We start from the raw sequence: 24893 nt of genomic DNA, 5'->3' as shown, positions 1-24893 counted from the left end.
AAAACTTTCGACAAATTTATCTTCTTAAAACTTCATCAATCATTCCGTATTCTTTGGCTTCATCGGCAATCATCCAATAATCGCGCTCGGAATCTTTGTGCACTTTATCAAATGTTTGTCCAGAATGGTGCGAAATAATGGTATACAATTCGTCTTTTAGTTTCAACATTTCACGCAAATTGATTTCCATATCCGTTGCTACGCCTTGTGCGCCGCCTGATGGCTGGTGAATCATTACACGGGAATGTGGCAAAGCCGAACGTTTTCCTGCAGCTCCTGCACACAACAATACCGCTCCCATAGAAGCTGCCATTCCCGTACAAATAGTTGCCACATCTGGTTTGATATATTGCATCGTGTCATAAATTCCCAATCCTGCATATACGCTTCCGCCTGGAGAATTCAAATAAATCTGAATGTCCTTGGACGCATCAGCGCTTTCTAGAAACAACAATTGCGCTTGAACAATATTAGCAATTTGATCGTCAATTCCGGTTCCTAGGAAAATAATCCTGTCCATCATTAATCTCGAAAAAACGTCCAATTGCGAAATATTCAACTGACGTTCTTCTATAATATAAGGTGTCATATTAGTAGGATTCATTGCCGCAACGATTTTATCGTAATACATGGCATTTACTCCTTGGTGCTTTGTAGCAAATTTTTTAAATTCTTTACCGTAGTTCATTTTTTTATGTTTAAAAGTTTGAAAGTCTAAAGTCCGAAAATCACTTAACCACAAGGCAAAGTTCATACCTTTGTGTAAATGATGCCAATTTGTCTTGTTTTGTAAGTTAAAAAAAAATCAAGCTATTGCATTTGAAACCTGAAATTTTTAAACAAAAGAGCGTCAAAAAAATATTTTTCTGACGCTCAAATATAACTATTTTTTATTGTTTTGCATTTGTAATAAAATCATAAATTTTAACTCTTGACTTTTCGCACTTGGCATTAAGACTTTCGACGTTATGACTTTATGACTCCGTTTATTCTCCGTAAGAAGCTGCAATAAATTGGTCGTAAGTTACTTCTTTGGTGGTTGGATTTGCTTTTTCTTTGAACATTTCCAATAATTTCTCACCAACAACTTGATCCGATAATTTTTTTACTTCATCTTGGTTCGACAACACTCTTGCTACAATTCCTTGAACTTCGGCGTCAGTAGGATTGGTTTGCCCAAATTGTGCCATTTGCTGACGGATATTTTTGGCTGTAAATGTTTTCAAATCTTCAAAAGTGATTTTGATGTTGCTTTGCGCCATCGCCAAACCTTCGATTAATTGAAAACGCAATCCTCTTTCGGAACGTGCATATTCTATTTCGGCTTCTTCGGGAGTCAATTGTTTTTCACCAACCGTTTGCAACCATTTTTTTAAGAATGCGGCAGGCAAATCAAATTTGGTGCTTTCTATCAAAAAGTCTTGTACATCAGCCAATAATTTTTGGTCTGCTTGTTGTGCAAATTGCGATTCGGCATCTTCCTTGATTTTTGCTTTCAACTCCTCAAGAGTCGCTACCGTTCCAGCTCCAAAAAGTTTATCGAATAAATCTTGGTTCAATTCAGCCGCTTCGGCACCGTTGATTTGCTCGATGGTAAACGTTACATCCACTTCTAGACCATGAACATTGTCGTGTCCTACTTTTAGGTAATCCATCAATTGGTGATCATCCTCGAACAATCCTTTTGTGTTAACGGTAACCACATCACCTACTTGCTTGCCAATAAAAGCATCTGCAGTCGCTTTGTCTTTAAAAATGGACAATGCAATTGTTGTGGTATTAGTAATTCCTTCGGCTTCGTTAGCAAAAGTTCCAGTAATATCCGAGTCAGCAACCACAGCTTCTTGCGGAATTGCTTTCCCAAATTGTTTTTGGATGCGTTCCACTTGACCGTCAATTAACTTATCATCGGCAGTAACTACATATTTCACAATGTTGTTTTCGGCTTCAAGATTCAATTCAAAACTTGGCACTAAACCTATTTCATATTCAAAAGTCAACTCCTCGGCATCCCAGTCAAAGTTGTCATTTACTTTAGGAAGCGGCGTTCCCAAAAGGTTCAAACGCTCTGATTGCACAAAACGCTCCAAGGCCAAGTCAACTACCTTTTTTACTTCCTCTTGCTTAATCCCTTTACCGTATTGTTTAGCAACAAGATCTTTGGGCACAGCGCCTTTTCTAAATCCTTTTACAGTTGCCAAAGGCATTTTTTCGTTAATTCTTTTAGCTACTTGTCCTTTGTAATCCATGTGAACAACAGTCATTACAATCGTTTCATTCACAGCGTCTATTGCTACTCTTTTGATATCCATCTTCTTCGTTATTTTACATTATAAAATTGGGTGGCAAAATTAAGAATTTTTTGCAACCCAAACAAGTATTTTACCACATTGAATTTTAGACCATTCTTCGTCCTAACCCAAAGCACAATAAGAAACTCATTTTGGGCGTGACCCTTCGTAAAAACTTCGGGTCAGGCAGTACGTTCCCGCTTTTTTTTGACTACCCTGTCAGGGTTATGAACCCTGACAGGGTAGTCAAAAAAAGAGCTCCACTGCCATCCTTCACGCTACTCCCGTTGCCCAAAAACAGTACAAACATCCCCAACGACAACCGTACCTAACCCCAAACCAATTGCATTTTGACCAAACAATACTTTGTTTTCAAACTTTCGATACGTGGCCAAGGTTTTCAAGGGATCTTTTCCTGAAAGGGTTCCTTTTTCTTGGTCAACGGTGGTCATGATGCAACGCTCGCAAGGCTTTACCCCTACAAAATCAACACTACCAATCCGAAACTCGCGCCACGATTCCTCCTCAAAAGCGACTGTGTTCGTCATCACAAAATTAGGTCGAAACCGATTCATAGGAACAGGATTTGCCAATCGTGCATTCAAATCATCTAGCGCCGATTGCCCAATGAGTAAAAACGGATACCCATCCGAAAAGGAATTAATAGCACTAGGAGCAACAGCATATTCGGGCGCTACCAACCGCCTGCTTTCGTGGGGCATGTAGACCAATCGAGTAGGAAAACCTAGTTTTTGGGTAAACCAGCTCGAAATACTGCTGCTTACCTCAAAAGCCACAATGGAATCGTCCCAAACGGTAACTTCTGTTTTATTTTCTAAAGCAATGGGATGGTGCAAAAACGCAATAGAATCGCCTTGTTCTCGATCAATAACCTGCAAGAAATCACCAGCAATCTCGGGTTGAAAAAGCGCTAATTTGGGGTATTCTCTTTGTGACAAAAAACGGCTGTTACCATCCACAAGTAACCAACGGCGATCCAATTCCAGTCCGCGATCTGTGACTTTGGACTCCTGCAACGAAATGCCTCCCAACGATTTTATAGGATAAATCCAAATTTGAGAAAGTTGTATCATGCCTTATTTTTTTTCAAAAATACCAAAAAGGAATTAGTTGGTGGCTTGAAAATATTTTTTTCGGAACCAAAAAGCCACATTCACCAGCGCAATCAAAGCTGGAACTTCGACCAAAGGTCCTATCACTCCTGCAAACGCTTGACCGCTATTGATTCCAAAAACACCAATAGCGACGGCAATCGCCAATTCAAAATTATTTCCAGTAGCAGTAAATGCAATGGCAGTAGCCTTGGAATAATCGGCACCAAAATACTTGCCTATAAAAAAACTAATCACAAACATAATCGTGAAATAAATCACTAAAGGAATCGCAATCCGAACCACATCCATTGGGATTTGAACAATCAATTTGCCTTTTAAACTAAACATCAGTACAATGGTAAACAATAACGAAATCAGCGTTATAGGCGATATAAAAGGCACATATTTAGTTTGAAACCAAGTCGCTCCTTTCCAAGCAATCAAAACATACCTACTGATAATTCCAAGTGCAAAAGGAATTCCTAAATAAACACCCACACTTTGTGCAATTTGAGCAATACTAATGGCTACGGCAAAACCTTTGTAACCAAAATACGGAGGCAAAACGGTAATGAAAATATATGCATAAACGCTGTACAATAGCAACTGAAAAATACTGTTCAAAGCGATTAAGCCCGCAGCATATTCCCGATTCCCATCGGCCAAATCATTCCAAACGACCACCATGGCAATACATCGCGCCAACCCTATTAAAATCACACCAATCATATACTCTGGATAGCCGTTCAAGAAAAGTAAAGCCAAAGCAAACATCAAAATAGGCCCAATGATCCAGTTCAAAAACAAGGAAGCACCCAATACTTTTGTGTTTTGGAACACTTCGCCCATTTTGCCGTAATCGACTTTTGCCAGTGGTGGATACATCATCAAAATAAGTCCTATCGCCAACGGAATATTCGTAGTTCCGCTCGAAAAGGAATTGATAAAACCGCTACTTGACGGCATAAAATACCCAATAGCAACCCCAATTGCCATGGCCAAAAATATCCAAAGCGTTAAATTTCGATCTAAAAAACCTAGTTTTTTTCGTTCCACAACTGGAGCACAATTTGTTGCTGACATGATTATTTTTTTATTTGTGAAAAAACATAAAACAATTCGGTAGCAATTTGAATGCTTCTTTCTTGGTACTTTTCGGCTTGTTGTGGGGTGTTGTCAAAGGCTTTTGGATCATCATAAGTAATGGGAATTCGTTTATCGGCACCTGCTATAAAGGGACAACCCACATCAGCATTGGAACACGTCATGATAGCAGCGAACTCACTTTGCGGATTAAAATCGTCCTCAAATGTCTTGGAAAAACCCAATACAGCTGGCTCATTTTTATCGTATTTAATGGCATAAATAGGATTGTTGCCTTGCGCTATTATTTTTATTTGAAAGCCTTGTTGCGCAAGTGTTTGTGCCGCAACTGGAAATAGTGCCGTAGCCTCGGTACCGCCCGAATAGCAAAATACGCTTGGAATACCATAATAAGCAGCCGCCGTTTGTGCCCAAACTTGCGACAAATGACTGCGTCGCGAATTGTGCGTACAAATTAAATTGAGTCGCACTGGGAGTTGCTGACTGACTTTATCTTGAATGTAAGCAACAAGTGGCTGCAAAACGAGTTGGCGCGTTGCGGGAATCGTTTCAAAATTAAATGTGCGAATGGTTTCTTGTATTTCTGGAAAAATCGTTGATTGGATTACTTGCATTGGATGGTATTTATAAATTAGCAACAGCCTCCGCCAGGAGTGCAACTGTTCGATTGATTTTTTATCTCGGATAGAATTACGTTGGGCTTTTGCGCTGGAATACCGCACTGATTTAGAGCCAAACAAGCGGTTTTTTTGTTGACCAAAAGAAAGGTATTTCCATCAAAATCCAAATCGTATTTCCCTATGGTCGTGTCTTGGTACTCGACCTCAATCTCGTGATCGCCTATGCCTATCACTTTTTCGGATAACTCGATTATGTCAAGCAATTTTTGAGGTTTCAAGCGGTGTTCCCAATCATTGGCATCCCACAACTGAAAATTAACCACCACTTCTTCCCGAAGCGTTCCGCCACAATCAATGAATTTTTTGGTAATCAAACCCACTTCGGTAACATGAAAATGTTCTGGAACTGCGCTACCATTGGGCAATGTAAACTGTACCGTTGCTACAGTTTTTAAAATCGATTTAATTTGTGATAGTTTCATTTTTTAGGTATTTAAAATTAATAAGCAACTCGAAATGCTACCAAAGCAAGGTTGCTAAAACTGATTTTTTAAATTGGAAATGCAAAAACAATTTGTCGTTTTAGTCCTAACGAAAATTAACAACATTGCGTTTTCTTTTTCTCTAAATGATTGGTGATTTCCTGAAAAAAGCTTTTAATTTTTTCGAAACCCACTTCGTTAATGCAGTAGCAAATGCTGTTGCCCTCAATGCTTCCCTTAATTAATCCCGCATTTTTCAACTCTTTGAGGTGTTGCGAGACAGTAGGCTGCGCCAATGGCAATTCCGACACAATATCGCCGCAAATACAGGTATTCACTTTCAATAAATACTCCAGAATGGCAATTCGGGCGGGATGTCCAAGTGCTTTGGCGAGAACCGCCAATTGATTTTGCTCGTCTGTAAAATGTTCCGTTTTTGTAATTCCCATAGCAATATTATTATATTGCAATATTACGATATGATTTTAAATAAAAAAAGCTATTGCTAGTTTTTTTTAAAGTAAAGAGTTTGTCTTGTTTTCCAATCTGCCAATTTTTTTCGATAACTCCTAAAGGCTGGAAATCCGATTCCGTTTAACGGAAGTTTCATTGTTTATGATGCGAACGAAACTTTAGCCGTTGAGTAGCATTTATTTTTCGCTGGCTATTAAAATATTGTTTCCATTAATAGGAAGTAAAATAATATTCCTTTTATATTCAGCTTCAGTAACGGTCTTCAGGAAAGTTCCACAAAAAAGAAAGTTTTCTTTTTTATACTTTTTAAGACCAATATTACCTGAAAGAGCAATTATTGGATTTCCACTATCACAACTAATGCTCTGAAAACTTACGGTTTTTGTTGAATCTTTTTCTATTGTCCCCAAAAAAATATTTTCAACTGTAAGAGAATCAATCCTTTCTCCTGTATTATTTTTCAATAAAATTTTTACTTGAGCATTTAAAATTGTAGAAAAAAGTATAATTGAAGTGAAATATATCAATTTCATAATAGTTGTTTTTAAAGTTGCACAAACTCCCCATTAAAGCAATTACTTAAATCCGTTGTAGCGTTTATTAACGGTATTACTTTCAATTCGTCTATTCTTCGGTGTAGCTAATAGTTTCTTTAAATACAAAACTTAATAGTATTAAAATTGGTATTGCTAACCAAGCAGTGAAGACTAATTCTAGTCCATTTTGCCCATCACTTACATAACATAATGTATTGCTACTTGAAAAATAGCATCCAAGACTTGATTGAATACAAACATACTCCACTAAGTTAAATATTGTAAATTTTGACTTTACCTTTTTTAGCTTTTCATCAGTAATATTAGTAATATAATTTGCAAAAATAAAAGGCAAGCTTATTCCCAAAATTGTTGTTATAGTCCAAATTATTTTCCAAGACACTGTACATTCTATTCCAAAAGCACTTAACAACATTTGAATTCCAAGTAAAGCAACTGCTGTAAATCCAGGAATAAAAAGACCAAGTATTGAAAATTTAAGTGTTGATTTAATGAAATTTATGTTTTCCATTTATTACTTTTTAAAAAACTTTAGATGCTTAAATTCTATCATTTTTTGGACGTATTACCCCTAACGTTAGCATGCCTCACTAATCCCAGAAATTTTTAAATCTACAAATCCTAATTTAAACCCCTAACTTAATTATCGCTACCCGTTATTTTATAAGCAATCGATTCTAAAATGGATAATGCAATACTAAACAATAGGGCTGTCCAAAGGGAATCGACCGAAAATCCACCCACAATTTTGGTACAAATAAGGATTACAATTGCGTTGATAATCAATAGAAAAAAGCCTAATGTTAAAAGTGTTATTGGGAAAGTAAGTATCACCATGATGGGTTTTACAAATACTTTGAGCAGTCCCAAAACAACAGCTACAATAATTGATGTTGTAAAACTGGCAACATGAACTCCGGACATAACGTTTGAAATAAGCAAAACTAAACCTGCAGTAATCAGAATTCTAATGAGTAATTTCATAATATGAATTTTAAAATTTTTACTAAAAGTACTAAAAAAACGATTCTGTTTCTAACTCAAAAAAGAAATTGCGAGTTCAAAAAATAAAGCGGGATTTTCGGCATGAAGCCAATGACCTGCGCTGGGAATGGTTTCTAGTAGCGCGGCAGGAAAATGCTGCTTTATAGTTTGAAAATCGGAATCTAGAATGTAATCGGAATTTCCACCTCGGATAAAAAGGGTGGGTTTATTAAAAACAAAACCTTCGGGCAAGGCTACTCCAATGGCGCTGCTATTGGTGTTGAAAACCGCAAGATTAAACCGAAAACCCAATTGCCCCGGCTCTTGCCAATACAAACTTTTCATCAAGAATTGACGCGTTCCAAAATCAGGAATATAGGCAGTTAAAATGGTTTCGACATCGACACGAGATGGTTTTTGAGCAAAATCAACCGCATTCAATCCCGCCAAAATTGCCTGATGGTGCGATGCGTAATACTTGGGACCAATATCGGCAACTATCAATTTTTCGACCAAATCAGGATGCGATGTTGCCAAGAGCATGGCTACTTTTCCGCCCATAGAATGCCCAATGATGCTGATGGTATTCAAATTTTGGGCTTGGCAATACGCTACCACATCCTGCACCATAAGCGCATAACTAAACGCCTCCGAGTGGAAACTACGCCCGTGATTGCGCAAATCGAGCAGGTGAACCTGAAAACCTGTGGAGGCAAATTGTACGCCTAATGTTTTCCAGTTATCAGACATTCCTAAAAAACCGTGGAGAATTAAAAGCGGCTTCCCCGAACCTTCAATTTTTGAGTAGAGCATTGTGATTGTAGCTATTTATTGGGTTGTAATGGTGGCTTGCGTGAGGGATAGTAGTGGAGCTCTTTTTATTACCTACCCTGTCAGGGTTCAAAACCCTGACAGGGTAGGTAATAAAAAAGCGGGAACGTTTAGCCCGACCCGACCTTTTTGGGAGGGTCACGCCCCAATTATTTTATTTCAGTTTATGCAAGTACATATTCACGACATTGTCTAAACCGAGGTAAATTGCTTCGGAAATTAGGGCGTGACCTATGGAAACCTCCAATAATCCTGGGATATTTTGTTTAAAAAACTGAATGTTGTCCAGACTTAAATCGTGTCCCGCATTGATTCCTAAATCCAATTCGTTTGCCAAGACTGCGGCAGTCACGTAGGGATCTATTCCGTTTTTGTTGCCCAAACCGTATTGGTGCGCAAAGGCTTCGGTGTACAATTCGATTCGCTCGGTTCCAATTTTTTTAGCACCTTCAATCATTTCGAGTACAGGATCGACAAAAATAGAAGTTCGGATTCCGTTGCGTTGGAATTCCTGCACCATTTCGGTCAAATAACTGGCGTGTTTTAGGGTGTCCCAACCAGCGTTTGAGGTGATTGCGTCTATTGCATCAGGAACCAAGGTAACTTGTGTGGGTTTTATTTGGAGTACCAAATCGATGAAAGAGCCTTCGGGATTGCCTTCGATATTGTATTCCGTGTGCACAACGTCTTTTAAATCTCGGGCATCTTGGTAGCGAATGTGGCGCTCGTCAGGTCGGGGATGTATGGTGATTCCTTGCCCACCAAATCGCTGAATATCCGCAGCAACTAGTAATAAATCTGGCACATTGCCGCCTCGTGCATTGCGCAACGTGGCTATTTTGTTGATGTTAACACTTAATTTTGTCATTGCTGTTAGTATGTTGTGGGTTATATTTTGTGCTGTGGTTTTAATTTATGGGTTGTCGGTTTTTGGTTAGGTATTATGGGTTGCGTTTTTGGTTATTTACTACCTCACGTTTCAACTCTTAACCACTAACTTTTCCCCTGCAACACACTACCAAAATTTCACAAAAATACAAAGTAAAATCTAGGAGTTTTTACCTTTTTTTGATTATTTTGCAGGAAATATTCCAACCTGATTTATGACCGAAATTGCCAACTATATTACCAATGATTATAAAGCAATAGATAGCCAAGAAACCATTGCGGCTGCGCAAGGGTTTTTTGAGGAAATTAATTTTTCACATTTCCCTGTTATTGAAGACGGTGTGTATATTGGCAGCCTTATTGGCGATGATTTAGAAACCTTTGATTACGACAAAAAAGTAGCTGATTACAGGTATACCTTGGAACATTTTTTTGCCAGAACGACTATGATTTGGCTGGATGTTTTAGAGGTATTTGCCAAAAACCATACGAATCTAGTTCCCGTTTTAGACGACAACAACGACTACGTGGGCTATTATGAAATGGAAGACATCATCAAATTTTTTCATGAAACACCATTTTTGAAAGAACAAGGCGGTATTATGGTGGTTCAAAAAGAAGTTTTGGATTATTCGATGAGCCAAATAACCCAGATTGTCGAAAGCAATAATGGCAAAGTATTGGGTTTATTTATTTCGGATGCTACGGTGCAAACGGTGCAAGTCACTGTGAAAATTAGCTTGGGACCAATGAATGAAATTATTCAAACTTTTAGAAGATACAACTACGAAATCATTTCAGAACATCAGGAGGATAACTACATCAATAATTTAAAAGAACGTTCGGAATATTTAGACAAGTACCTTAATATATAGATTTATTAGTTGGTTTGAAAACGAATAAAAAAATAAAAAAACTATGAAAGTAGCCATATATGGTCAATATTACCTCGTAAGCACCGAACCTATTATTAAAGATATTTTTGTTTTTTTTAATAAAAACAATGTCGAAATGGCTATTGAATCGGATTTTCTAGAAATGTTATACGAAAAGAAAATCGTTCAAAAAGAATACAAAACATTTACATCGCATACGGAACTGGACAGCAGTTTTGACATGCTCATCAGCATAGGCGGCGACGGCACGATGTTGCGAGCGGTGACTTTGGTTCGGGATTCGGGCGTTCCTATTCTGGGGATCAATGCCGGACGATTGGGCTTTTTGGCAACGGTTCAAAAAGAAAATATTGCTGCCTTTATGCAAATTGTAATCGACAAAAAATACACTATTTCAAAACGAACGCTTTTGAGCTTGACTTGTTCTGAAGAAAATGAAAGTATCGAAAGTCTCAATTTTGCGTTAAACGAAATTACCGTAAGCAGGAAGGATTCGACTTCTATGATTACAATAGAAACCTATTTGAACAACGAGTTTTTGAATTCCTATTGGGCAGACGGTCTTATTATAGCCACACCAACGGGAACAACAGGCTATTCGTTAAGTTGTGGCGGTCCCATTTTGACTCCCGATGTAAAAAGTCTAGTCATTACTCCTATCGCTCCACACAACCTCAATGCCAGACCATTAGTAATTTCGGACGATACTGAAATAAGGCTAAAAGTAAGCGGACGAGAGGAACAGCACCTAGTTTCACTCGATTCCCGAATTGCATCGGTCAAAAACGAGTCGATATTGACGATTACCAAAACTCCTTTTGAAATCAACATGGTCGAAATCCCCGGCGAAACCTTCTTAAAAACACTTCGAACCAAATTGCTTTGGGGCGAAGACCGACGTAATTAAACGGTTATTTTAAAACTGCGGCATACTATACCCCTACCTTTTGACGTTTAGGATTTTACAAAACGACAATTTAATCCCTATATATAAACGTATGTATCAAAAAAACATACATTTAGGAATAGGAGTATTGAATCGAATTGATAATTATTATATTTGCACGCAATTTTTAATTTTATGACTAAATATTTTTATTTGTTTTTGCTGTTTTTCACTGCTATAACCCTTCAAGCTCAAATACACGAGATTGGTGTTTTTTTGGGAGGCAGTAATTATGTAGGCGACGTAGGATCAACGACTTATATTGATCCAAACGAACCCGCTTTTGGAATTTTATACAAATGGAATAAAAGCCCCCGTCATTCGTATCGCTTTTCGTACACGCAATCTACACTTTCAGCTAATGATTCAGATTCAAAAGAAGGAAGCCGAAAACAAAGAGGATTTCAATTTAAAAATAGCGTCAAAGAACTATCCGCAGGATTAGAATTCAATTTTTTTGATTTCAATTTACACGATTCTAGAAACAAAGTAACACCTTATGTCTATTCCGGAGTAAGCTACTTTAGATATGACGAGTTGTATGTTGATTTATCTGGCCAAACGCAAAAAGATAAAAGCGCAAGCTCCTTTGCTATCCCAATGATTGTAGGTATAAAATCAAATATCACACCTCATTTTATACTAGGTATAGAAGCTGGTGCAAGATATACGTTGATTGACAATTTAGACGGAAGCAATCCTAAAAACGAGAACTTAAAACCGTTACAATTTGGAAATATTAATAATAATGACTGGTATGTATTCACTGGTCTCACTTTAACTTATACCTTTGGCAATAAACCGTGTTATTGCCAAGATTAACAATATGAATTTACTTGAAAAAATAGACAAGACAAATTTACCCAAACATTTAGCCATTATCATGGATGGAAATGGGCGTTGGGCAAAAAAACAAGGCTTCTTGAGAGCATTTGGTCATGAAAGCGGCACCAAATCAGTAAAAAAAATAATCGAAGCCAGCGCATTATTAGGTATTGAATGCTTGACCTTGTATGCTTTTTCTACCGAAAACTGGAACAGACCCAAACTAGAAGTCGAAACCTTAATGCGTGTTTTGATAAATGCACTAAAAAAAGAACTCGTTACGCTCCAAGAAAATAACATCAAGCTAAATGCTATTGGCAATTTAGATCTTCTACCCAAAACTGCCCAAAAACAACTGCGGGAAGTAATGAATCTAACCCAAAACAACAATCGAATGACCTTGACATTGGCGTTAAGCTACGGTTCTAGGGAGGAAATTGTAAATGCCGTTAAAATCATAAGTGATAAAGTTAAAAATAATATAATTTCAATAGACAGTATTGACGATTCAATTATAAATGAGCATCTTTACACGCAAAATTTACCAGAGGTAGATTTATTAATACGAACTAGCGGAGAACATAGAATAAGTAATTTTTTGTTATGGCAAATTGCTTATGCCGAATTATATTTTACGGATATCTTGTGGCCCGACTTTAAAGACCAAGATTTATATGAGGCTATCCTTAGTTATCAAAAAAGAGAACGCAGATTTGGAAAAACAAGTGAACAAATTAAATAATTTTTTAGTGTTACATAAAAGTATAAAAATAGCCCTTACCCTACTCATTTTTGGAAGTTTTTCACAATTAAAGGCACAAGACCGAGTTCCTTTTGACCAAGGAAAAAAATACATTCTAGCCAAAGTAGATGTGATTGGCAAAATCAGTTTCAATAAACAAACCGTTGTTACCTTTTCGGGACTTCAAAAAGGACAAGAAATAACCATTCCAGGGGAAGAAATTAGTAGCGCTATTAAAAAATTAGGAAAGCTAGGACTCTTTGACGAAATTTCCTTTTATGTAAACAAAATCGAAAATGACAGCGTTTATCTCGACTTAAATATCGATGAGTTACCCAAACTTAATGAGGTAAAATTTGTAGGCATCAAAAAAAATAAAACCGAAGGTTTAATAAAAGACAACAACCTAACCAAAGGTAAAATTGTCAACGAAAACTTAATTACTACGACCAAAAACTACATCGAAAACAAATACAAAAAAGAAGGTTTTTACAACACCAAAGTTACCCTGAACACGGTAATTGACACTTCAACGGTCAACCAAGTAAACATGGTGGTAAAAATTGATAAAGGCGAAAAAATTAAAATTAATTCCATTGATTTTGTTGGCAACACCAAACTTTCGGACAAGGCATTGAAAAGTGCCATGAAAGACACCAAACAAAAGAAATTCACCCGAGTATTAAAAGCCTCAAAATTCATAAATGCCAAATACAAAACCGATTTAGAAAAAGTAATCGCCGCCTATAAAGAAAAAGGATATCGTGATGCCCGAATACTCTCGGATTCTGTTTGGTACAATAAGGAAAAAAACGGTCTGGATATAAAAATAAATGTAGAAGAGGGTAATAAATATTATTTTGGAAACATCAAATTTTTAGGAAATACTGTTTATTCGGATCAAGGATTAACCAGAGCTTTGGGTGTAAAAAAAGGAGATGTTTATAATGGTGTCCTTTTGGAAAAAAGAATCGCCGATAAATCAAAACCTGATGGCGAGGACATTACCAATTTATACCAAAATAATGGGTATTTGTTTTCCAATATCAATGCTGTAGAGGTAAAAACGGCTAATGATACCATCGATTTTGAAATTAGAGTTACCGAAGGACCCATTGCCTATTTCAACAAAATTACTGTTGTAGGAAATGATAAAACTAACGACCGTGTAATTTACCGTGAATTAAGAACCAAACCAGGAGAAAAATACAGCAAAGAAGAATTGGTTCGCACCATTCGGGAGATCGGACAATTAGGCTTTTTTGACCCAGAAGCAATAGACCCAAAATTCAAAAATGTAGATTCCGGAGCAGGAACTGTAGATATTGAATACAACCTTGTCGAGAAAGGAGCCAGCCAAATAGAGCTACAAGGTGGTTATGGCGGTGGTGGATTTATAGGAACATTAGGATTGTCATTTAATAACTTTTCGGCTCGAAATTTATTTAATAAGGAATCGTATCATCCGCTCCCAATGGGTGATGGACAAAAAGTATCCTTGCGATTACAAGCCAGCACCTATTTTCAAACCTATAGCGTTTCCTTTGCAGAGCCTTGGTTTGGTCAAAAAAAACCAGTACAATTCAGTTCATCACTTTCCTATAGCAAACAGTTTTTAAACAATTACGTAACTCGTAAAGCGGACAAAAGTAAGAGTTTTAACATCTTGACTTTATCTGTAGGATTGTCTAAAAGGTTAACGGTGCCAGATGACAACACGTATTTATCACAATCCGTAAGTTATCAAAACTACGATTTGAACAATTACAATACTGGATTATTTACCTTTGGTAACGGTTCTTCTCGTAACTTATCGTACACCATTGGCTTGACCCATACTAATAAAGGGTTCAATCCTATTTTCCCAACTTATGGCTCTGAATTTAGTATTTCGGCCAAAGTTACACCTCCCTATTCATTAATGAATGGTGTTGATTACGCCACATTGGGAGATAAAAAAGAGTATAAATATAAGTACGCTGGCACAACTTACACAGGAAGTAATGGCATACAAGTAAATGCCGGTGATTATCTGGAAGCAATACCAAGTACAACGACTCCAACACCTAATAGTGTTACTGATTACAAAGATGCCGTTGCTGACCCCGCATTAGTAGACCAGAAAAAATTTAATTGGCTAGAATATTATAAAATAAAATTCAAAGGCGATTGGTACACCAAAATTTATGGTAAATTAGTACTTCGAACATTGACTGAATTTGGATTCTTGGGAGCTTACAATCAAGACAGAGGAGTAGTTCCTTTTGAACGTTTTTATGTTGGTGGCGATGGATTAGCCAATTATTCTATGGACGGAAGAGAAACCATACAATTAAGAGGATACCCCAACAACTCCTTAACTCCCGTTAATAGTGCCGGAGAGCAAATTGGAGCCACGGTATACAATAAATTCTCTATGGAATTGCGTTATCCTATAACTCTAAAATCATCAGCATCGATATATGCCTTAACGTTTTTAGAAGCTGGATCTTCGTATCCAAATTTCAAAAGCTACAATCCATTTGATTTAAGTCGTTCGGCAGGATTTGGTTTGCGAGTATTTATGCCTGCATTCGGATTATTAGGGATTGATTTTGGTTATGGATTTGATGCTTTACCGGGTACCAGTAAACCAAATGGTTGGGAAACACATTTTATCATTGGACAACAATTTTAAAAAAAATCTGTTATATTTTTCTAAAACAAAATGTTATGAGAAAACAATTTTTATTTCTATTTTTGGCGCTTTTTGTATGGAATACAAATCATGCGCAAACAAAAAGTACACGAGTTGGCTATATTGATATGGAATACATTCTAGAAAATGTACCCGAATATACCGAGGCCAAAACACAATTAGAGCTAAAAGCTCAAAAATGGAAACAAGAAATTGATACCAAACAAAATGAAATCAATACCCTAAAGGAAGCTTTGAAAGCCGAAAAAGCATTATTGACTCGAGAACTTATTGAAGAAAGAGAAACCGAAATTAAGTTCCTTGAAACCGAAATGCTGGAATACCAACAAAAACGTTTTGGTGCCAATGGTGATTTAATAATTCAAAAAGCAGGTTTAGCAAAACCCGTTCAAGATCAAGTTTTCACAGCAGTTCAAGACATTGCCGAAGCAAAAAAATATGATTTTGTATTTGATAAATCATCCAGTTTCACGATGCTTTTTGCAGCCAAACGATTTGATATTAGCGACCAAGTGTTGCGCGTTATCAATCGAGCCGAAAAAAGACAAGAATTAACCAAGAAACAACTTGCCGCCGAGGAAGCCAAGGAAAGTAAAGAAGATGCCATAGATGCGAATCCTATTTTGGCCGAAAGACAAAAAGCATTAGACGCCAAGAAAGTAGCTCGAGATAAAATCATAGCTGATAGATTGTTGCTTCAAGAGCAAAAGAAAAAAGAATACGAAGAACGACGTTTACAGTTGCAAGCCGATAGAGAAGCTAAAAAAAGTGGCACAGTTTCTGCAACAACTCAAAAAACAACCACTGATGGAGCCAAAGAAGCGGTAACCAAAACAGTAGACCCAGCAATAGAAGAAGCCAAAATTGCCAATGCGGAAGCCAAAGCAAAACAAGCCGAAGATAGAGCCAACGCATTAGAAGAACGCAAAAAAGTAATTGAAGAGCGTAAACAAGCATTGGAAGAAAAAAGAAAGAAAACACTCGAAGATAGAGAAGCAATCAAAAAAGCAAAAGAAGAACAATTAAAAGAAAAAACAAACAATAATTAATTACTAAATATTTTAAAACGATGAAACAAATCAAAACTTTATTAATTGCTGCACTACTTGTTTTAGGAGCTAGCCAAACAATGAATGCACAAGCAAAAACTGCTCATGTCGATGTAAGTGATATTATGGCAAAATTGCCAGCCATGCTTGAAGCACAAAAACAATTAGAGAAATTAAGCACTACTTATGATGCCGATTATAAAAAAATGGTGGTAGAATACCAAACTAAATTGGCACAATACGAAAAAGAATCTACTACAGTTACCGAAGCGGTAAACGGAGAACGTTCTAAAGAAGTGCAAGACATGCAAAAAAGAATTACTGATTTTAGAGACAATGCTCAAAAAGAATTGCAACAAAAAGAATCCGATATTGTAAAACCAATCATGGAAAAAGTGAGACTTTCTATCCAAAAAGTTGGAAAAGCAAAAGGGTTTCAATACGTTCTTGATGGATCTACTTTATTACTTGCTGATGGACCAAACTTGACTGCAGACGTAAAAAAAGATTTAGGTTTCTAGCATTAATCGAATCAACATAAAAAAACTGCTCAACCAAATTTTGGATTCAGCAGTTTTTTTTGCGCTATCAGGAATACCATTTTACTACTGTATCCAACGCATCAATCCCAATAGCAAACAAAATAAGTTAGTCGAAAGTTTTAATGTCGTAAAGTCAAAAGAAGTAATATTGTCAATAATAGTTCAAAAATCTTTTACCAAATTCTTTCTAATTTTTAAAATACGTCATCATACTATAATTGTTACTTAGTGCTACCAATTGCTCTAAACAAAAACAAACATTACACAAAAAGAACCGTAGGTTCGGCACATTTTGTAGGGCTGGACTTTAGTCCAGTTTAACAATGCAAACCAGCATAAAAGAACCGTAGGTTTGGCTCATTTACAATTCCATATCAGTCACAAATCACAACAATCATTTGTTATAACCACCAATAATAATTTGAAAACCACATACTAAAACATTCGTTATTTCAAACCATCAACCGAGACTTTTACCGTTCCTTTTACAGCAATAAAAGCAATAATCGCCTGATTAGTCAACACCACTTTTTGAAACTCAATAGTTTCTGTTTTACCGTTTACAAACACACCTGGCAGAGGAGAATAATTATTCAAATATGTCTTCATACTGTTTTTTCCTTCTTCTAAATTGGGTGCGATAGAATACCTACAACTGGCCTCCATTTTTTTCAAAATCAATCCTTGTGCTAACCAATTGGCGGTGCGCATCAACTTATTTTTAGTATCCAAAACATAATCTAATTTATCAAAAAACAACTCTTTGGTTTTGTCATTATACTGCGGAAACCCTGATAAATAAATAGTTCCATTTACACTTCCTAGAAGCTCCAAAGCAATAACCATTTTGCCCTCTTTGTGCCAAATAGATACATTTTGAACCATGACTTTTTTACTTCCCGAACCAAATTCTTGTCCAACAAAATTTTTAGTCATTATTTTAGAAGCTTCTTGATAGGTCGAAACGGCAGCAATCGTACTCGTAATTTGTTCCGGGATTTGAGTTACGGGCTTGAGAACAATTTTAGTCTTATCAAATTTTGAAACTGGCTTTTGACCAATCAAAGTTTCCATGGTGCATTTCATTCCCATTTGCAGCAGGAAGGAATCGTTTTTGAGTTTGGCATTGGTGGTGTACAATTCCAAAGGCGTAATGCGAAGCCAACTAGAATAGGTATCACTCATTTCAAACGGGGTACAAATTTTCTCTAATGCATCGAGAACATTTGGTTTAAAATCCATAGATTTTGCAATTGCTTCGTCTATTTTTCTTTCGATTTTAGATCTAAAAAGACTTACCGCAGGATTAATCACATACGTAATTGGCATATTTTTGCCTAAAACAAGCATCGTTGGACTTTCGTTCCAATCCAATGCTTTTAAAGTTGTTTTGGTATTCAATCGCCAATTGGTCAAAGTAACATCACTTACCAAAGTTACTACTCCATTTAAATTAAACTCGTGCGTATCGTATAAAGAAACGCCAAATTTTTTGGTTCCAATTCTATATTTCACCCAGACTTTTAGAGGCAAAACTGTTTTAATTTTTTCGCCATCTTGGTTGTTAGTAATGGTAATTGGAGCTTGTTTCCAAACTTTCATGGCGATATCATCATCTTCAATAATGGCGTCTTCATAAATCAATCCGTTCAATAAAGTGTTGGTTTGGTTCTCAATATCTTTTAGTTTCACACTTATGGGCAAATTAATATAGGAAGGCACATTGTCATAAACCAAAGGGCTAGCATCATCGGGTTCGGGTTTTAAAGTGCCTATTTTATTGGATGTAGAGCAGCTAGCAATCAAAATAAATAGTACGAATACTAGTAGTACCGAAAAATATTTCATCATTTTGTTTTTGTTTTAAAAGTGTAAAATTAGCAAAACAAACTTTATTATGAATTCTACTGTAACATTTTCAACACAATAAAGTCTTATTACTTAAAAAGTCTCTTTTTTAACGTTTTCTTATCGTAATTTGGTATTCAAAATAACTATTATTGTTTCAAAATCAATACACTATGATTGCAATTAAAGACCTCCATAAATCCTATAAAATGGGAAATTCCGAATTGCATGTGCTAAAAGGAATTAATTTCAACATCAAAGAAGGAGAATTGGTGGCCATTATGGGTTCTTCGGGTTCTGGAAAATCGACTTTATTGAACATTCTCGGGATTTTGGACGAAGCAGATTCCGGAAGTTACACCTTGGATAATCTTGCTATCAAAAATCTTAACGAAACCATTGCCTCAAAATACCGAAACCAATTTTTAGGTTTTGTTTTCCAATCCTTCAATCTTATTAATTACAAAAGTGCGCTAGACAATGTAGCCATGCCACTATATTATCAAGGAGTTAAAAGAAAAGAGCGCAACGAAATAGCCTTATCCTATCTCGAAAAAGTAGGATTAGCATCGCACTCGCACCATTTGCCAAACGAACTTTCGGGCGGACAAAAACAAAGAGTTGCCATTGCAAGAGCCATGGCTTCCAACCCAAAAGTGTTATTAGCCGATGAGCCAACTGGAGCTTTGGACACTAAAACTTCTTATGAAGTCATGGAATTAATTCAAGCCATTAACGACGAAGGAAAAACCGTTTTAATTGTAACCCACGAACCTGATATTGCGGCTATGTGCAAAAGGAATGTGGTTTTAAAAGATGGATTAATCATTGATGACAAATTAGTAGAACAAGTAAGAGCCGCTACTTATGTTTAATCTAGAACGATGGCAAGAAATATTCGAGGCAATTGCCAAGAACAAGTTGAGAACCTTTCTCACGGGAATTTCTGTGGCATCTGGGATTTTTATTTTGGTAATCCTTTTGGGCGTTGGCAAAGGACTTCAAAACGGAATTGCAAAACAATTTGAACGCGATGCCGATGGTATTATCGAAGTGTGGTCTGGAACGACTACCAAAGAATACAAAGGAATGAATCCTGGTAGACAAATTCAGTTTAGAAATAGCGATTACGACATTAGCATTCAAAAATTCGACAATCAATTAGACAAAAAAGCGTCGACTTATAATTTTTGGGATGGATTGATTTCACACGGTAAAGAATCCGGAAATTATCAATACCGAGGCGTGTATCCCGATTATGGCGTTATCGAAAATGTGACCATCATTGAGGGGCGGTTTATTAATGCCAATGATTTAAAAAACACCGAAAAAGTGGCGGTAATTGGTCTTAAAATAAAACAAGACATCTTCAAGGACAAGGAAGCATTGGGCGAAGAAATCACCATCAACAACATCAACTTTAAAGTCATTGGAGTCTTTACAGATCCTGCAGGAGAGCGAGAAGAAACCCGCGCTTATTTGCCCATAACAACCACGCAACAAGCGTATGGCGGTGGCGATAAGATTAGTAATTTGTTTTATATTTTAAATAAAAAAGCAACTTACGAAGAAGCATTAGCCGCATCGACAAAATTTTCAACCGAGTTAAATCAATTACTCAAAAGCAAAAACATTGTCGCTCCAGATGATGATAGTGCCATTAGCGTTCACAATTCGATACAAGATGCCAAACAATTTTATGATTTGAATTTATACATTCGATTGTTTTTTTGGTGGGTAGGTATTTGTACCATAATTGCTGGAGTAGTGGGCGTGAGCAATATTATGTTGATTATTGTTAAGGAGCGAACCAAAGAAATAGGAATTAGAAAAGCACTTGGTGCCTCTCCCCTTTCTATAATAGGAATGATACTTCAAGAATCCATTTTCATCACTTCTATTTCGGGGTTTGTGGGTTTGCTTATGAGTTTATTGCTATTAGAATTCGTAGGCCCGCAAGTAAAAAGTGATTATTTCTTGAATCCATCGGTTGATTTTGGTGTCGCTTTAACCACATTGGTTTTGCTAGTATTAGCAGGAGCAATTGCAGGATTTTTTCCAGCGTACCGAGCCGCAAAAATAAAACCCATTGTAGCACTTAAAGACGAATAACTATGTTTGATAGAGACAAATGGAATGAAATTCTAGAGGCACTTACCGCCAACACTTTCCGAACGATTCTGACCGCGTTTGGAGTATTTTGGGGCATATTTATTTTAGTTATTTTACTCGCCGCTGGCAATGGTTTAGAAAATGGCGTAAAAAAAGGCTTTGATGGCATTGCTACAAACACCATGTTTATGTGGACGCAAACCACCTCAAAACCCTACAAAGGATTGCCTAAAACTAGAGATTACAATTTCAAAAACAGCGATGTTGATGCTTTAAAACAAGACTTCCCTGATTTATTATATGTGTCGCCTAGAAATCAACTGGGAGGATTTGAAGGTTCGAATAATGTGGTTAGAGGCACTAAAACTGCTGCTTATACCATTTATGGCGATTACCCAGAATTGATTTTGCAGCAACCCATGGACATTATAAAAGGACGTTTTGTAAACCAACAAGACATTCTTTTGAAACGAAAAGTAGCCGTAATTGGCCAAGGCGTTTTATCGGAATTGTATAGCCAAGCCGAGGAAGCCATTGGAACCTATGTAAAAATAAATGGTGTCAACTTTATGGTGGTAGGCATTTACCACTCCAAGCAAAACAATGGCAATTCAGAGTCGGAACAAAAAAATATTTTTGTGCCTTTTTCTACTTTTCAACAAGCCTTTAATTATGGCGACAGGGTAAGTTGGATGGCTATTACTGCCAAAGACGACGCGTCGATAACCAAACTAAAAGCGGGAATTATCAACGAAATGAAAGCCCGACACAGCATTCATCCCGATGATGATAGAGCCATAGGAAATTTCGACTTGTACCAAGAATTTAGTAAAGTGCAAGATTTATTTTTGATTTTAAAATTCATCGCCTATTTTGTAGGAACACTAGTGTTACTTTCGGGCGTCATTGGAATTTCGAATATCATGCTCATTGTTGTCAAGGAACGCACCAAGGAAGTTGGTATCCGTCGCGCCATTGGAGCTACTCCAGCAGCTATTCGATCCCAAATTCTATCCGAAGCTATCTTTTTGACCATCATCGCAGGCATGTTTGGCATTGCACTAGCAACAGGCGTGCTGGTAATTGTCAATATTGTACTCGACTCAATGCCCAGCGAGGGAATGATGTTTGCCAATCCAAGTGTTGATTTAACCGTAGTTTTTGTGGCACTTCTCATCTTGGTTGGTTCTGGTTTATTGGCTGGATTTATCCCTGCACAAACCGCCATAAATATCAAACCAGTAGACGCCTTACGAACCGAATAAATTGTAAAAAACAAGAAAATAAAAGAAAAAAAACAATCGATTAACCTAATACACTATGAAAAAAGGACTAACCATAACTATTTTAATTGTAATTGCACTAGTGTTTTTTGGTGCTTTATACTATTTGTACGCCAAAAACCAAGAATCACCCGTAGTTTTTGAAACAGACAAACCCGAAACCAAGACCATTATCAAAAACACCATTGCCACCGGAAACATCGTCCCTGATGAAGAGGTGCTCATAAAACCTAATATCTCGGGAATAATTGAAGAAGTCTACATCAAAGCGGGGCAAAATATCAAGGCGGGAGATTTGATAGCCAAAATCAAAGTGGTCGCCAATGTGTCTAATTTGAGTAACTCTCAAAATCAGGTTCAATCCAACAAAATTGCATTAGACAATCAAGAAAAAGTATTTCAGCGTCAAAAAACCTTGTTTGACAAAGGTGTTATTTCTGCTAATGATTTTGATGCTGCCCAACTGGCGTACAAACAAGCAAAACAAAATTATGCCGCATCCCAACAAAGTTTTGATATTGTAAAAACTGGAACAACATCAGGACTTGGCAATTATGCCAATACCCTAATTCGTTCCACAGTAAACGGAATGGTACTAGACGTTCCCGTGAAAGTAGGAAACCAAGTAATTGAAAGCAATAATTTTAATGAAGGTACAACCATAGCAAGCGTTGCAGATGTGGGACGAATGATATTTGTTGGAAAAATTGACGAATCCGAAGTAGGGAAAATAAAAGAAAAACTCCCAATCGAAATCACGGTAGGCGCCATCGAAAACAAAAAATTTGACGCCGTATTGCAATACATTGCCCCAAAAGGAAAAACTGAAAATGGCGCCATCCAATTCGAAATCAAAGCCTCGTTGACCAACCGTGATGATACTTTTATTCGGGCGGGTTTGAGTGCCAATGCCTCCATCATTCTCGAAAAAGCGGATGCCGTTTTGGCACTAAAAGAATCCTTAATTCAATTTGATAAAAAAACACAAAAACCATACGTAGAGATTGCAACTGGCCCTCAAAAATTTGTTCGAAAAGAGCTGGTACTTGGCGTTAGCGATGGCATTTATGTCGAAATAAAAAGCGGTATCAAAGCATCCGATAAAATAAAAGTTTGGAATCAAGGTCTAAAGACAGAGGAACCAAAACCATAAAAGAATGCCCTTAAAAAGAAGTATAGTTTTAAAAAAAATGTTAAATTTGTGTGGTAGCTTTGCTGCACTTTCATTCAAAGTATATGAAGAAAAATAATTATGTAAGTCTCGCTTTTATTTTGCTTGCCAGCTTTTCAATTCAGGCGCAAACCAAAAATTGGACGTTAGAAGAGTGCGTGAAATACGCCATACAAAACAATATTTCGATCAAACAATCGGAATTAGATACCAAAACAGCCGAGATTGATAAAAAAGGTGCAAAAGGTAACTTTCTGCCTTCGGTAAATGCTAATGCATCTCACTCTTGGAACATTGGTTTGAATCAAGACATTACAACGGGACTTTTGCGCAACCAAACCACACAATTTACCTCTGCAGGTGCTTCTGTAGGAGTCGATATTTACAAAGGCATGCAAAACCAAAATACGCTTCGCAAAGCCAATCTTTCTATTGTTGCCGCCAAATACCAATTGGTAAAAATGCAAGAAGATGTTGCGCTAAATGTAGCCAATGCTTTTTTGCAAGTACTTTTTAACAAAGAAAATTTAAAAGTACAACAAGAACAATTGGCCATAAACGAAAAACAATTCAAGCGTTCCGAAGAATTAGTAAAAGCAGGATCAATACCCCGTGGTGATTTACTGGATGTAAAAGCAACCGTGGCAACAAACAAACAAAATGTAATCACGGCCGAAAACACCTTGTTGATATCCAAATTAAGTTTGGCGCAATTGTTACAATTAAAAGAATTTGACAATTTTGATGTCATTGACGACACCAATATCAAGGATGAAAATAATATTATGGCACAAACACCAACTGCCATTTATGAAAAAGCCAAAGAAAACAGAACAGAGTTAAAAATTGCCAAAACCAATTTAGAAATTGCCGAGAAAAATGTAGCTATAGCCAAGGGAGCTTTTCAGCCAACTTTACAAGGCTTTTATAACTTTAACAGTCGTGTTTCTTATGCCGATGTTGTTTCGGTATCAAACGGACTGGTTGTAACAAATCCAGCACCACCATTTTGGACACAATTTAGCGACAATAAAGGACAATCTTTTGGAGCACAATTATCAATTCCTATTTTTAACGGATTTTCAACAAGAAATAATGTAGAACGCTCCAAAGTAAGTTTAGAGAAATCTAAAATTGCGCTGGAACAACAAAATCTCGACTTACAACGCAATGTATACACCGCTTTTACCGATGCCAAAGGAGCACTAAACGCCCATGAATCATCGATTGTAGCACTAGAATCCAGACAAGAAGCCTACAATTATGCCAAAGAAAAGTATGCCGTTGGGTTAATGAATTCCTTTGATTTCAACCAATCGCAAACCTTACTTACTAATGCACAATCAGAAGTAATTAGAACCAAATACGATTATATTTTTAAAATTAAAATCTTGGAATTCTATTTTGGAATACCAATTATCAAAAACTAATACAT

The 24893-nt window shown here is 36.8% G+C and carries 25 protein-coding genes; 12 read left to right on the top strand and 13 right to left on the bottom strand.

What is annotated here, in order from left to right; genetic code table 11:
* Positions 1-16: 16 nt before the first annotated feature.
* The 12 genes from clpP to FNW21_RS10560 form a co-directional block, all read right to left on the bottom strand.
* Positions 17-688 carry an ATP-dependent Clp endopeptidase proteolytic subunit ClpP gene (gene clpP, locus FNW21_RS10615; RefSeq protein ID WP_144256721.1) on the bottom strand — a complete coding sequence of 224 codons (672 nt, stop codon included), beginning with the start codon at positions 686-688 and terminating at the stop codon, positions 17-19.
* A 298-nt stretch (positions 689-986) separates the two neighbouring features.
* Positions 987-2312, bottom strand: a complete 1326-nt coding sequence (locus tag FNW21_RS10610; RefSeq protein ID WP_144256720.1) for a trigger factor — start codon at positions 2310-2312, stop codon at positions 987-989.
* Between the two features lie 257 nt (positions 2313-2569).
* Positions 2570-3385, bottom strand: a complete 816-nt coding sequence (locus FNW21_RS10605; RefSeq protein ID WP_144256719.1) for an MOSC domain-containing protein — start codon at positions 3383-3385, stop codon at positions 2570-2572.
* A 33-nt stretch (positions 3386-3418) separates the two neighbouring features.
* Positions 3419-4489 carry an ACR3 family arsenite efflux transporter gene (gene arsB / locus FNW21_RS10600; protein WP_144256718.1) on the bottom strand — a complete coding sequence of 357 codons (1071 nt, stop codon included), beginning with the start codon at positions 4487-4489 and terminating at the stop codon, positions 3419-3421.
* A 2-nt stretch (positions 4490-4491) separates the two neighbouring features.
* The gene (locus FNW21_RS10595; RefSeq protein WP_144256717.1) at positions 4492-5124 is read right to left on the bottom strand and encodes an arsenate-mycothiol transferase ArsC; all 633 of its coding nucleotides are present in this window, start codon (positions 5122-5124) and stop codon (positions 4492-4494) included.
* 17 nt (positions 5125-5141) lie between these two features.
* The gene (locus FNW21_RS10590) at positions 5142-5612 is read right to left on the bottom strand and encodes a DUF6428 family protein (RefSeq protein ID WP_144256716.1); all 471 of its coding nucleotides are present in this window, start codon (positions 5610-5612) and stop codon (positions 5142-5144) included.
* Between the two features lie 116 nt (positions 5613-5728).
* Positions 5729-6061, bottom strand: coding sequence for an ArsR/SmtB family transcription factor (locus FNW21_RS10585; RefSeq protein WP_144256715.1), 333 nt, complete (start codon positions 6059-6061; stop codon positions 5729-5731).
* Between the two features lie 201 nt (positions 6062-6262).
* Positions 6263-6619, bottom strand: coding sequence for a hypothetical protein (locus FNW21_RS10580; protein WP_144256714.1), 357 nt, complete (start codon positions 6617-6619; stop codon positions 6263-6265).
* Between the two features lie 91 nt (positions 6620-6710).
* Positions 6711-7154 carry a hypothetical protein gene (locus FNW21_RS10575; RefSeq protein ID WP_144256713.1) on the bottom strand — a complete coding sequence of 148 codons (444 nt, stop codon included), beginning with the start codon at positions 7152-7154 and terminating at the stop codon, positions 6711-6713.
* Between the two features lie 128 nt (positions 7155-7282).
* The gene (locus FNW21_RS10570) at positions 7283-7627 is read right to left on the bottom strand and encodes a phage holin family protein (RefSeq protein WP_144256712.1); all 345 of its coding nucleotides are present in this window, start codon (positions 7625-7627) and stop codon (positions 7283-7285) included.
* A 51-nt stretch (positions 7628-7678) separates the two neighbouring features.
* Positions 7679-8440 carry an alpha/beta fold hydrolase gene (locus tag FNW21_RS10565; protein ID WP_144256711.1) on the bottom strand — a complete coding sequence of 254 codons (762 nt, stop codon included), beginning with the start codon at positions 8438-8440 and terminating at the stop codon, positions 7679-7681.
* Between the two features lie 172 nt (positions 8441-8612).
* Positions 8613-9326 (bottom strand): pyridoxine 5'-phosphate synthase, encoded by a 714-nt coding sequence (locus tag FNW21_RS10560; RefSeq protein ID WP_144256710.1) that lies wholly within the window; start codon positions 9324-9326, stop codon positions 8613-8615.
* Between the two features lie 235 nt (positions 9327-9561).
* Between FNW21_RS10560 and FNW21_RS10555 the strand changes: the two genes are divergently transcribed.
* From FNW21_RS10555 to FNW21_RS10525, 7 genes are all read left to right on the top strand, one after another.
* Positions 9562-10221: a CBS domain-containing protein gene (locus FNW21_RS10555; protein WP_144256709.1), complete on the top strand. Its 660-nt coding sequence runs from the start codon at positions 9562-9564 to the stop codon at positions 10219-10221.
* 43 nt (positions 10222-10264) lie between these two features.
* Entirely contained in the window at positions 10265-11149 is an 885-nt protein-coding gene (locus FNW21_RS10550) for an NAD kinase (protein WP_144256708.1), read from the top strand.
* 174 nt (positions 11150-11323) lie between these two features.
* The gene (gene porG, locus FNW21_RS10545; protein ID WP_144256707.1) at positions 11324-12010 is read left to right on the top strand and encodes a type IX secretion system protein PorG; all 687 of its coding nucleotides are present in this window, start codon (positions 11324-11326) and stop codon (positions 12008-12010) included.
* Positions 12011-12014: 4 nt separating this feature from the next.
* Positions 12015-12755, top strand: a complete 741-nt coding sequence (locus FNW21_RS10540) for an isoprenyl transferase (RefSeq protein WP_144256706.1) — start codon at positions 12015-12017, stop codon at positions 12753-12755.
* On the top strand, positions 12688-15432 hold the full coding sequence (locus FNW21_RS10535) for a BamA/OMP85 family outer membrane protein (protein WP_144256705.1): 2745 nt from the start codon (positions 12688-12690) through the stop codon (positions 15430-15432). Before FNW21_RS10540 ends, FNW21_RS10535 begins: the two co-directional genes overlap by 68 nt.
* 35 nt (positions 15433-15467) lie before the next feature.
* Complete coding sequence (locus tag FNW21_RS10530; protein ID WP_144256704.1) at positions 15468-16502, top strand: OmpH family outer membrane protein; 1035 nt, start codon at positions 15468-15470, stop codon at positions 16500-16502.
* A 20-nt stretch (positions 16503-16522) separates the two neighbouring features.
* On the top strand, positions 16523-17023 hold the full coding sequence (locus FNW21_RS10525) for an OmpH family outer membrane protein (protein WP_144256703.1): 501 nt from the start codon (positions 16523-16525) through the stop codon (positions 17021-17023).
* Between the two features lie 468 nt (positions 17024-17491).
* On the opposite strand, the gene FNW21_RS10520 is transcribed toward FNW21_RS10525, so the two are convergent.
* Complete coding sequence (locus FNW21_RS10520) at positions 17492-18892, bottom strand: DUF4403 family protein (protein ID WP_144256765.1); 1401 nt, start codon at positions 18890-18892, stop codon at positions 17492-17494.
* Between the two features lie 173 nt (positions 18893-19065).
* Here FNW21_RS10520 and FNW21_RS10515 point away from each other — a divergent pair, with 173 nt between their 5' ends.
* From FNW21_RS10515 to FNW21_RS10495, 5 genes are all read left to right on the top strand, one after another.
* Positions 19066-19767, top strand: coding sequence for an ABC transporter ATP-binding protein (locus tag FNW21_RS10515; RefSeq protein ID WP_144256702.1), 702 nt, complete (start codon positions 19066-19068; stop codon positions 19765-19767).
* Positions 19760-21004 (top strand): ABC transporter permease, encoded by a 1245-nt coding sequence (locus FNW21_RS10510; RefSeq protein WP_144256701.1) that lies wholly within the window; start codon positions 19760-19762, stop codon positions 21002-21004. The genes FNW21_RS10515 and FNW21_RS10510 overlap by 8 nt, the downstream gene beginning before the upstream one ends.
* A 2-nt stretch (positions 21005-21006) precedes the next feature.
* Complete coding sequence (locus tag FNW21_RS10505; RefSeq protein ID WP_144256700.1) at positions 21007-22269, top strand: ABC transporter permease; 1263 nt, start codon at positions 21007-21009, stop codon at positions 22267-22269.
* 55 nt (positions 22270-22324) lie between these two features.
* On the top strand, positions 22325-23440 hold the full coding sequence (locus FNW21_RS10500) for an efflux RND transporter periplasmic adaptor subunit (protein WP_144256699.1): 1116 nt from the start codon (positions 22325-22327) through the stop codon (positions 23438-23440).
* A gap of 83 nt (positions 23441-23523) precedes the next feature.
* The gene (locus tag FNW21_RS10495) at positions 23524-24888 is read left to right on the top strand and encodes a TolC family protein (protein ID WP_144256698.1); all 1365 of its coding nucleotides are present in this window, start codon (positions 23524-23526) and stop codon (positions 24886-24888) included.
* Positions 24889-24893 lie beyond the last annotated feature (5 nt).

It is taken from the genome of Flavobacterium restrictum, assembly GCF_007097245.1.
Lineage (GTDB): Bacteria > Bacteroidota > Bacteroidia > Flavobacteriales > Flavobacteriaceae > Flavobacterium > Flavobacterium restrictum.
This window is presented reverse-complemented; position numbering and strand designations above follow the sequence as displayed.

Excerpts from the sequence above, each read along its gene's own strand:
- FNW21_RS10605 (WP_144256719.1), bottom strand. The coding sequence starts at position 3,385 with ATGATACAACTTTCTCAAATTTGGATTTATCCTATAAAATCGTTGGGA.
- FNW21_RS10510 (WP_144256701.1), top strand. The coding sequence starts at position 19,760 with ATGTTTAATCTAGAACGATGGCAAGAAATATTCGAGGCAATTGCCAAG.
- FNW21_RS10610 (WP_144256720.1), bottom strand. The coding sequence starts at position 2,312 with ATGGATATCAAAAGAGTAGCAATAGACGCTGTGAATGAAACGATTGTA.
- clpP (WP_144256721.1), bottom strand. The coding sequence starts at position 688 with ATGAACTACGGTAAAGAATTTAAAAAATTTGCTACAAAGCACCAAGGA.
- FNW21_RS10530 (WP_144256704.1), top strand. The coding sequence starts at position 15,468 with ATGAGAAAACAATTTTTATTTCTATTTTTGGCGCTTTTTGTATGGAAT.
- FNW21_RS10575 (WP_144256713.1), bottom strand. The coding sequence starts at position 7,154 with ATGGAAAACATAAATTTCATTAAATCAACACTTAAATTTTCAATACTT.
- FNW21_RS10595 (WP_144256717.1), bottom strand. The coding sequence starts at position 5,124 with ATGCAAGTAATCCAATCAACGATTTTTCCAGAAATACAAGAAACCATT.
- FNW21_RS10500 (WP_144256699.1), top strand. The coding sequence starts at position 22,325 with ATGAAAAAAGGACTAACCATAACTATTTTAATTGTAATTGCACTAGTG.
- FNW21_RS10535 (WP_144256705.1), top strand. The coding sequence starts at position 12,688 with ATGAGGCTATCCTTAGTTATCAAAAAAGAGAACGCAGATTTGGAAAAA.
- FNW21_RS10505 (WP_144256700.1), top strand. The coding sequence starts at position 21,007 with ATGTTTGATAGAGACAAATGGAATGAAATTCTAGAGGCACTTACCGCC.
- FNW21_RS10565 (WP_144256711.1), bottom strand. The coding sequence starts at position 8,440 with ATGCTCTACTCAAAAATTGAAGGTTCGGGGAAGCCGCTTTTAATTCTC.
- FNW21_RS10590 (WP_144256716.1), bottom strand. The coding sequence starts at position 5,612 with ATGAAACTATCACAAATTAAATCGATTTTAAAAACTGTAGCAACGGTA.
- FNW21_RS10580 (WP_144256714.1), bottom strand. The coding sequence starts at position 6,619 with ATGAAATTGATATATTTCACTTCAATTATACTTTTTTCTACAATTTTA.
- FNW21_RS10555 (WP_144256709.1), top strand. The coding sequence starts at position 9,562 with ATGACCGAAATTGCCAACTATATTACCAATGATTATAAAGCAATAGAT.
- FNW21_RS10520 (WP_144256765.1), bottom strand. The coding sequence starts at position 18,892 with ATGAAATATTTTTCGGTACTACTAGTATTCGTACTATTTATTTTGATT.
- FNW21_RS10515 (WP_144256702.1), top strand. The coding sequence starts at position 19,066 with ATGATTGCAATTAAAGACCTCCATAAATCCTATAAAATGGGAAATTCC.
- FNW21_RS10495 (WP_144256698.1), top strand. The coding sequence starts at position 23,524 with ATGAAGAAAAATAATTATGTAAGTCTCGCTTTTATTTTGCTTGCCAGC.
- arsB (WP_144256718.1), bottom strand. The coding sequence starts at position 4,489 with ATGTCAGCAACAAATTGTGCTCCAGTTGTGGAACGAAAAAAACTAGGT.
- FNW21_RS10570 (WP_144256712.1), bottom strand. The coding sequence starts at position 7,627 with ATGAAATTACTCATTAGAATTCTGATTACTGCAGGTTTAGTTTTGCTT.
- FNW21_RS10525 (WP_144256703.1), top strand. The coding sequence starts at position 16,523 with ATGAAACAAATCAAAACTTTATTAATTGCTGCACTACTTGTTTTAGGA.
- FNW21_RS10585 (WP_144256715.1), bottom strand. The coding sequence starts at position 6,061 with ATGGGAATTACAAAAACGGAACATTTTACAGACGAGCAAAATCAATTG.
- FNW21_RS10540 (WP_144256706.1), top strand. The coding sequence starts at position 12,015 with ATGAATTTACTTGAAAAAATAGACAAGACAAATTTACCCAAACATTTA.
- FNW21_RS10550 (WP_144256708.1), top strand. The coding sequence starts at position 10,265 with ATGAAAGTAGCCATATATGGTCAATATTACCTCGTAAGCACCGAACCT.
- FNW21_RS10560 (WP_144256710.1), bottom strand. The coding sequence starts at position 9,326 with ATGACAAAATTAAGTGTTAACATCAACAAAATAGCCACGTTGCGCAAT.
- porG (WP_144256707.1), top strand. The coding sequence starts at position 11,324 with ATGACTAAATATTTTTATTTGTTTTTGCTGTTTTTCACTGCTATAACC.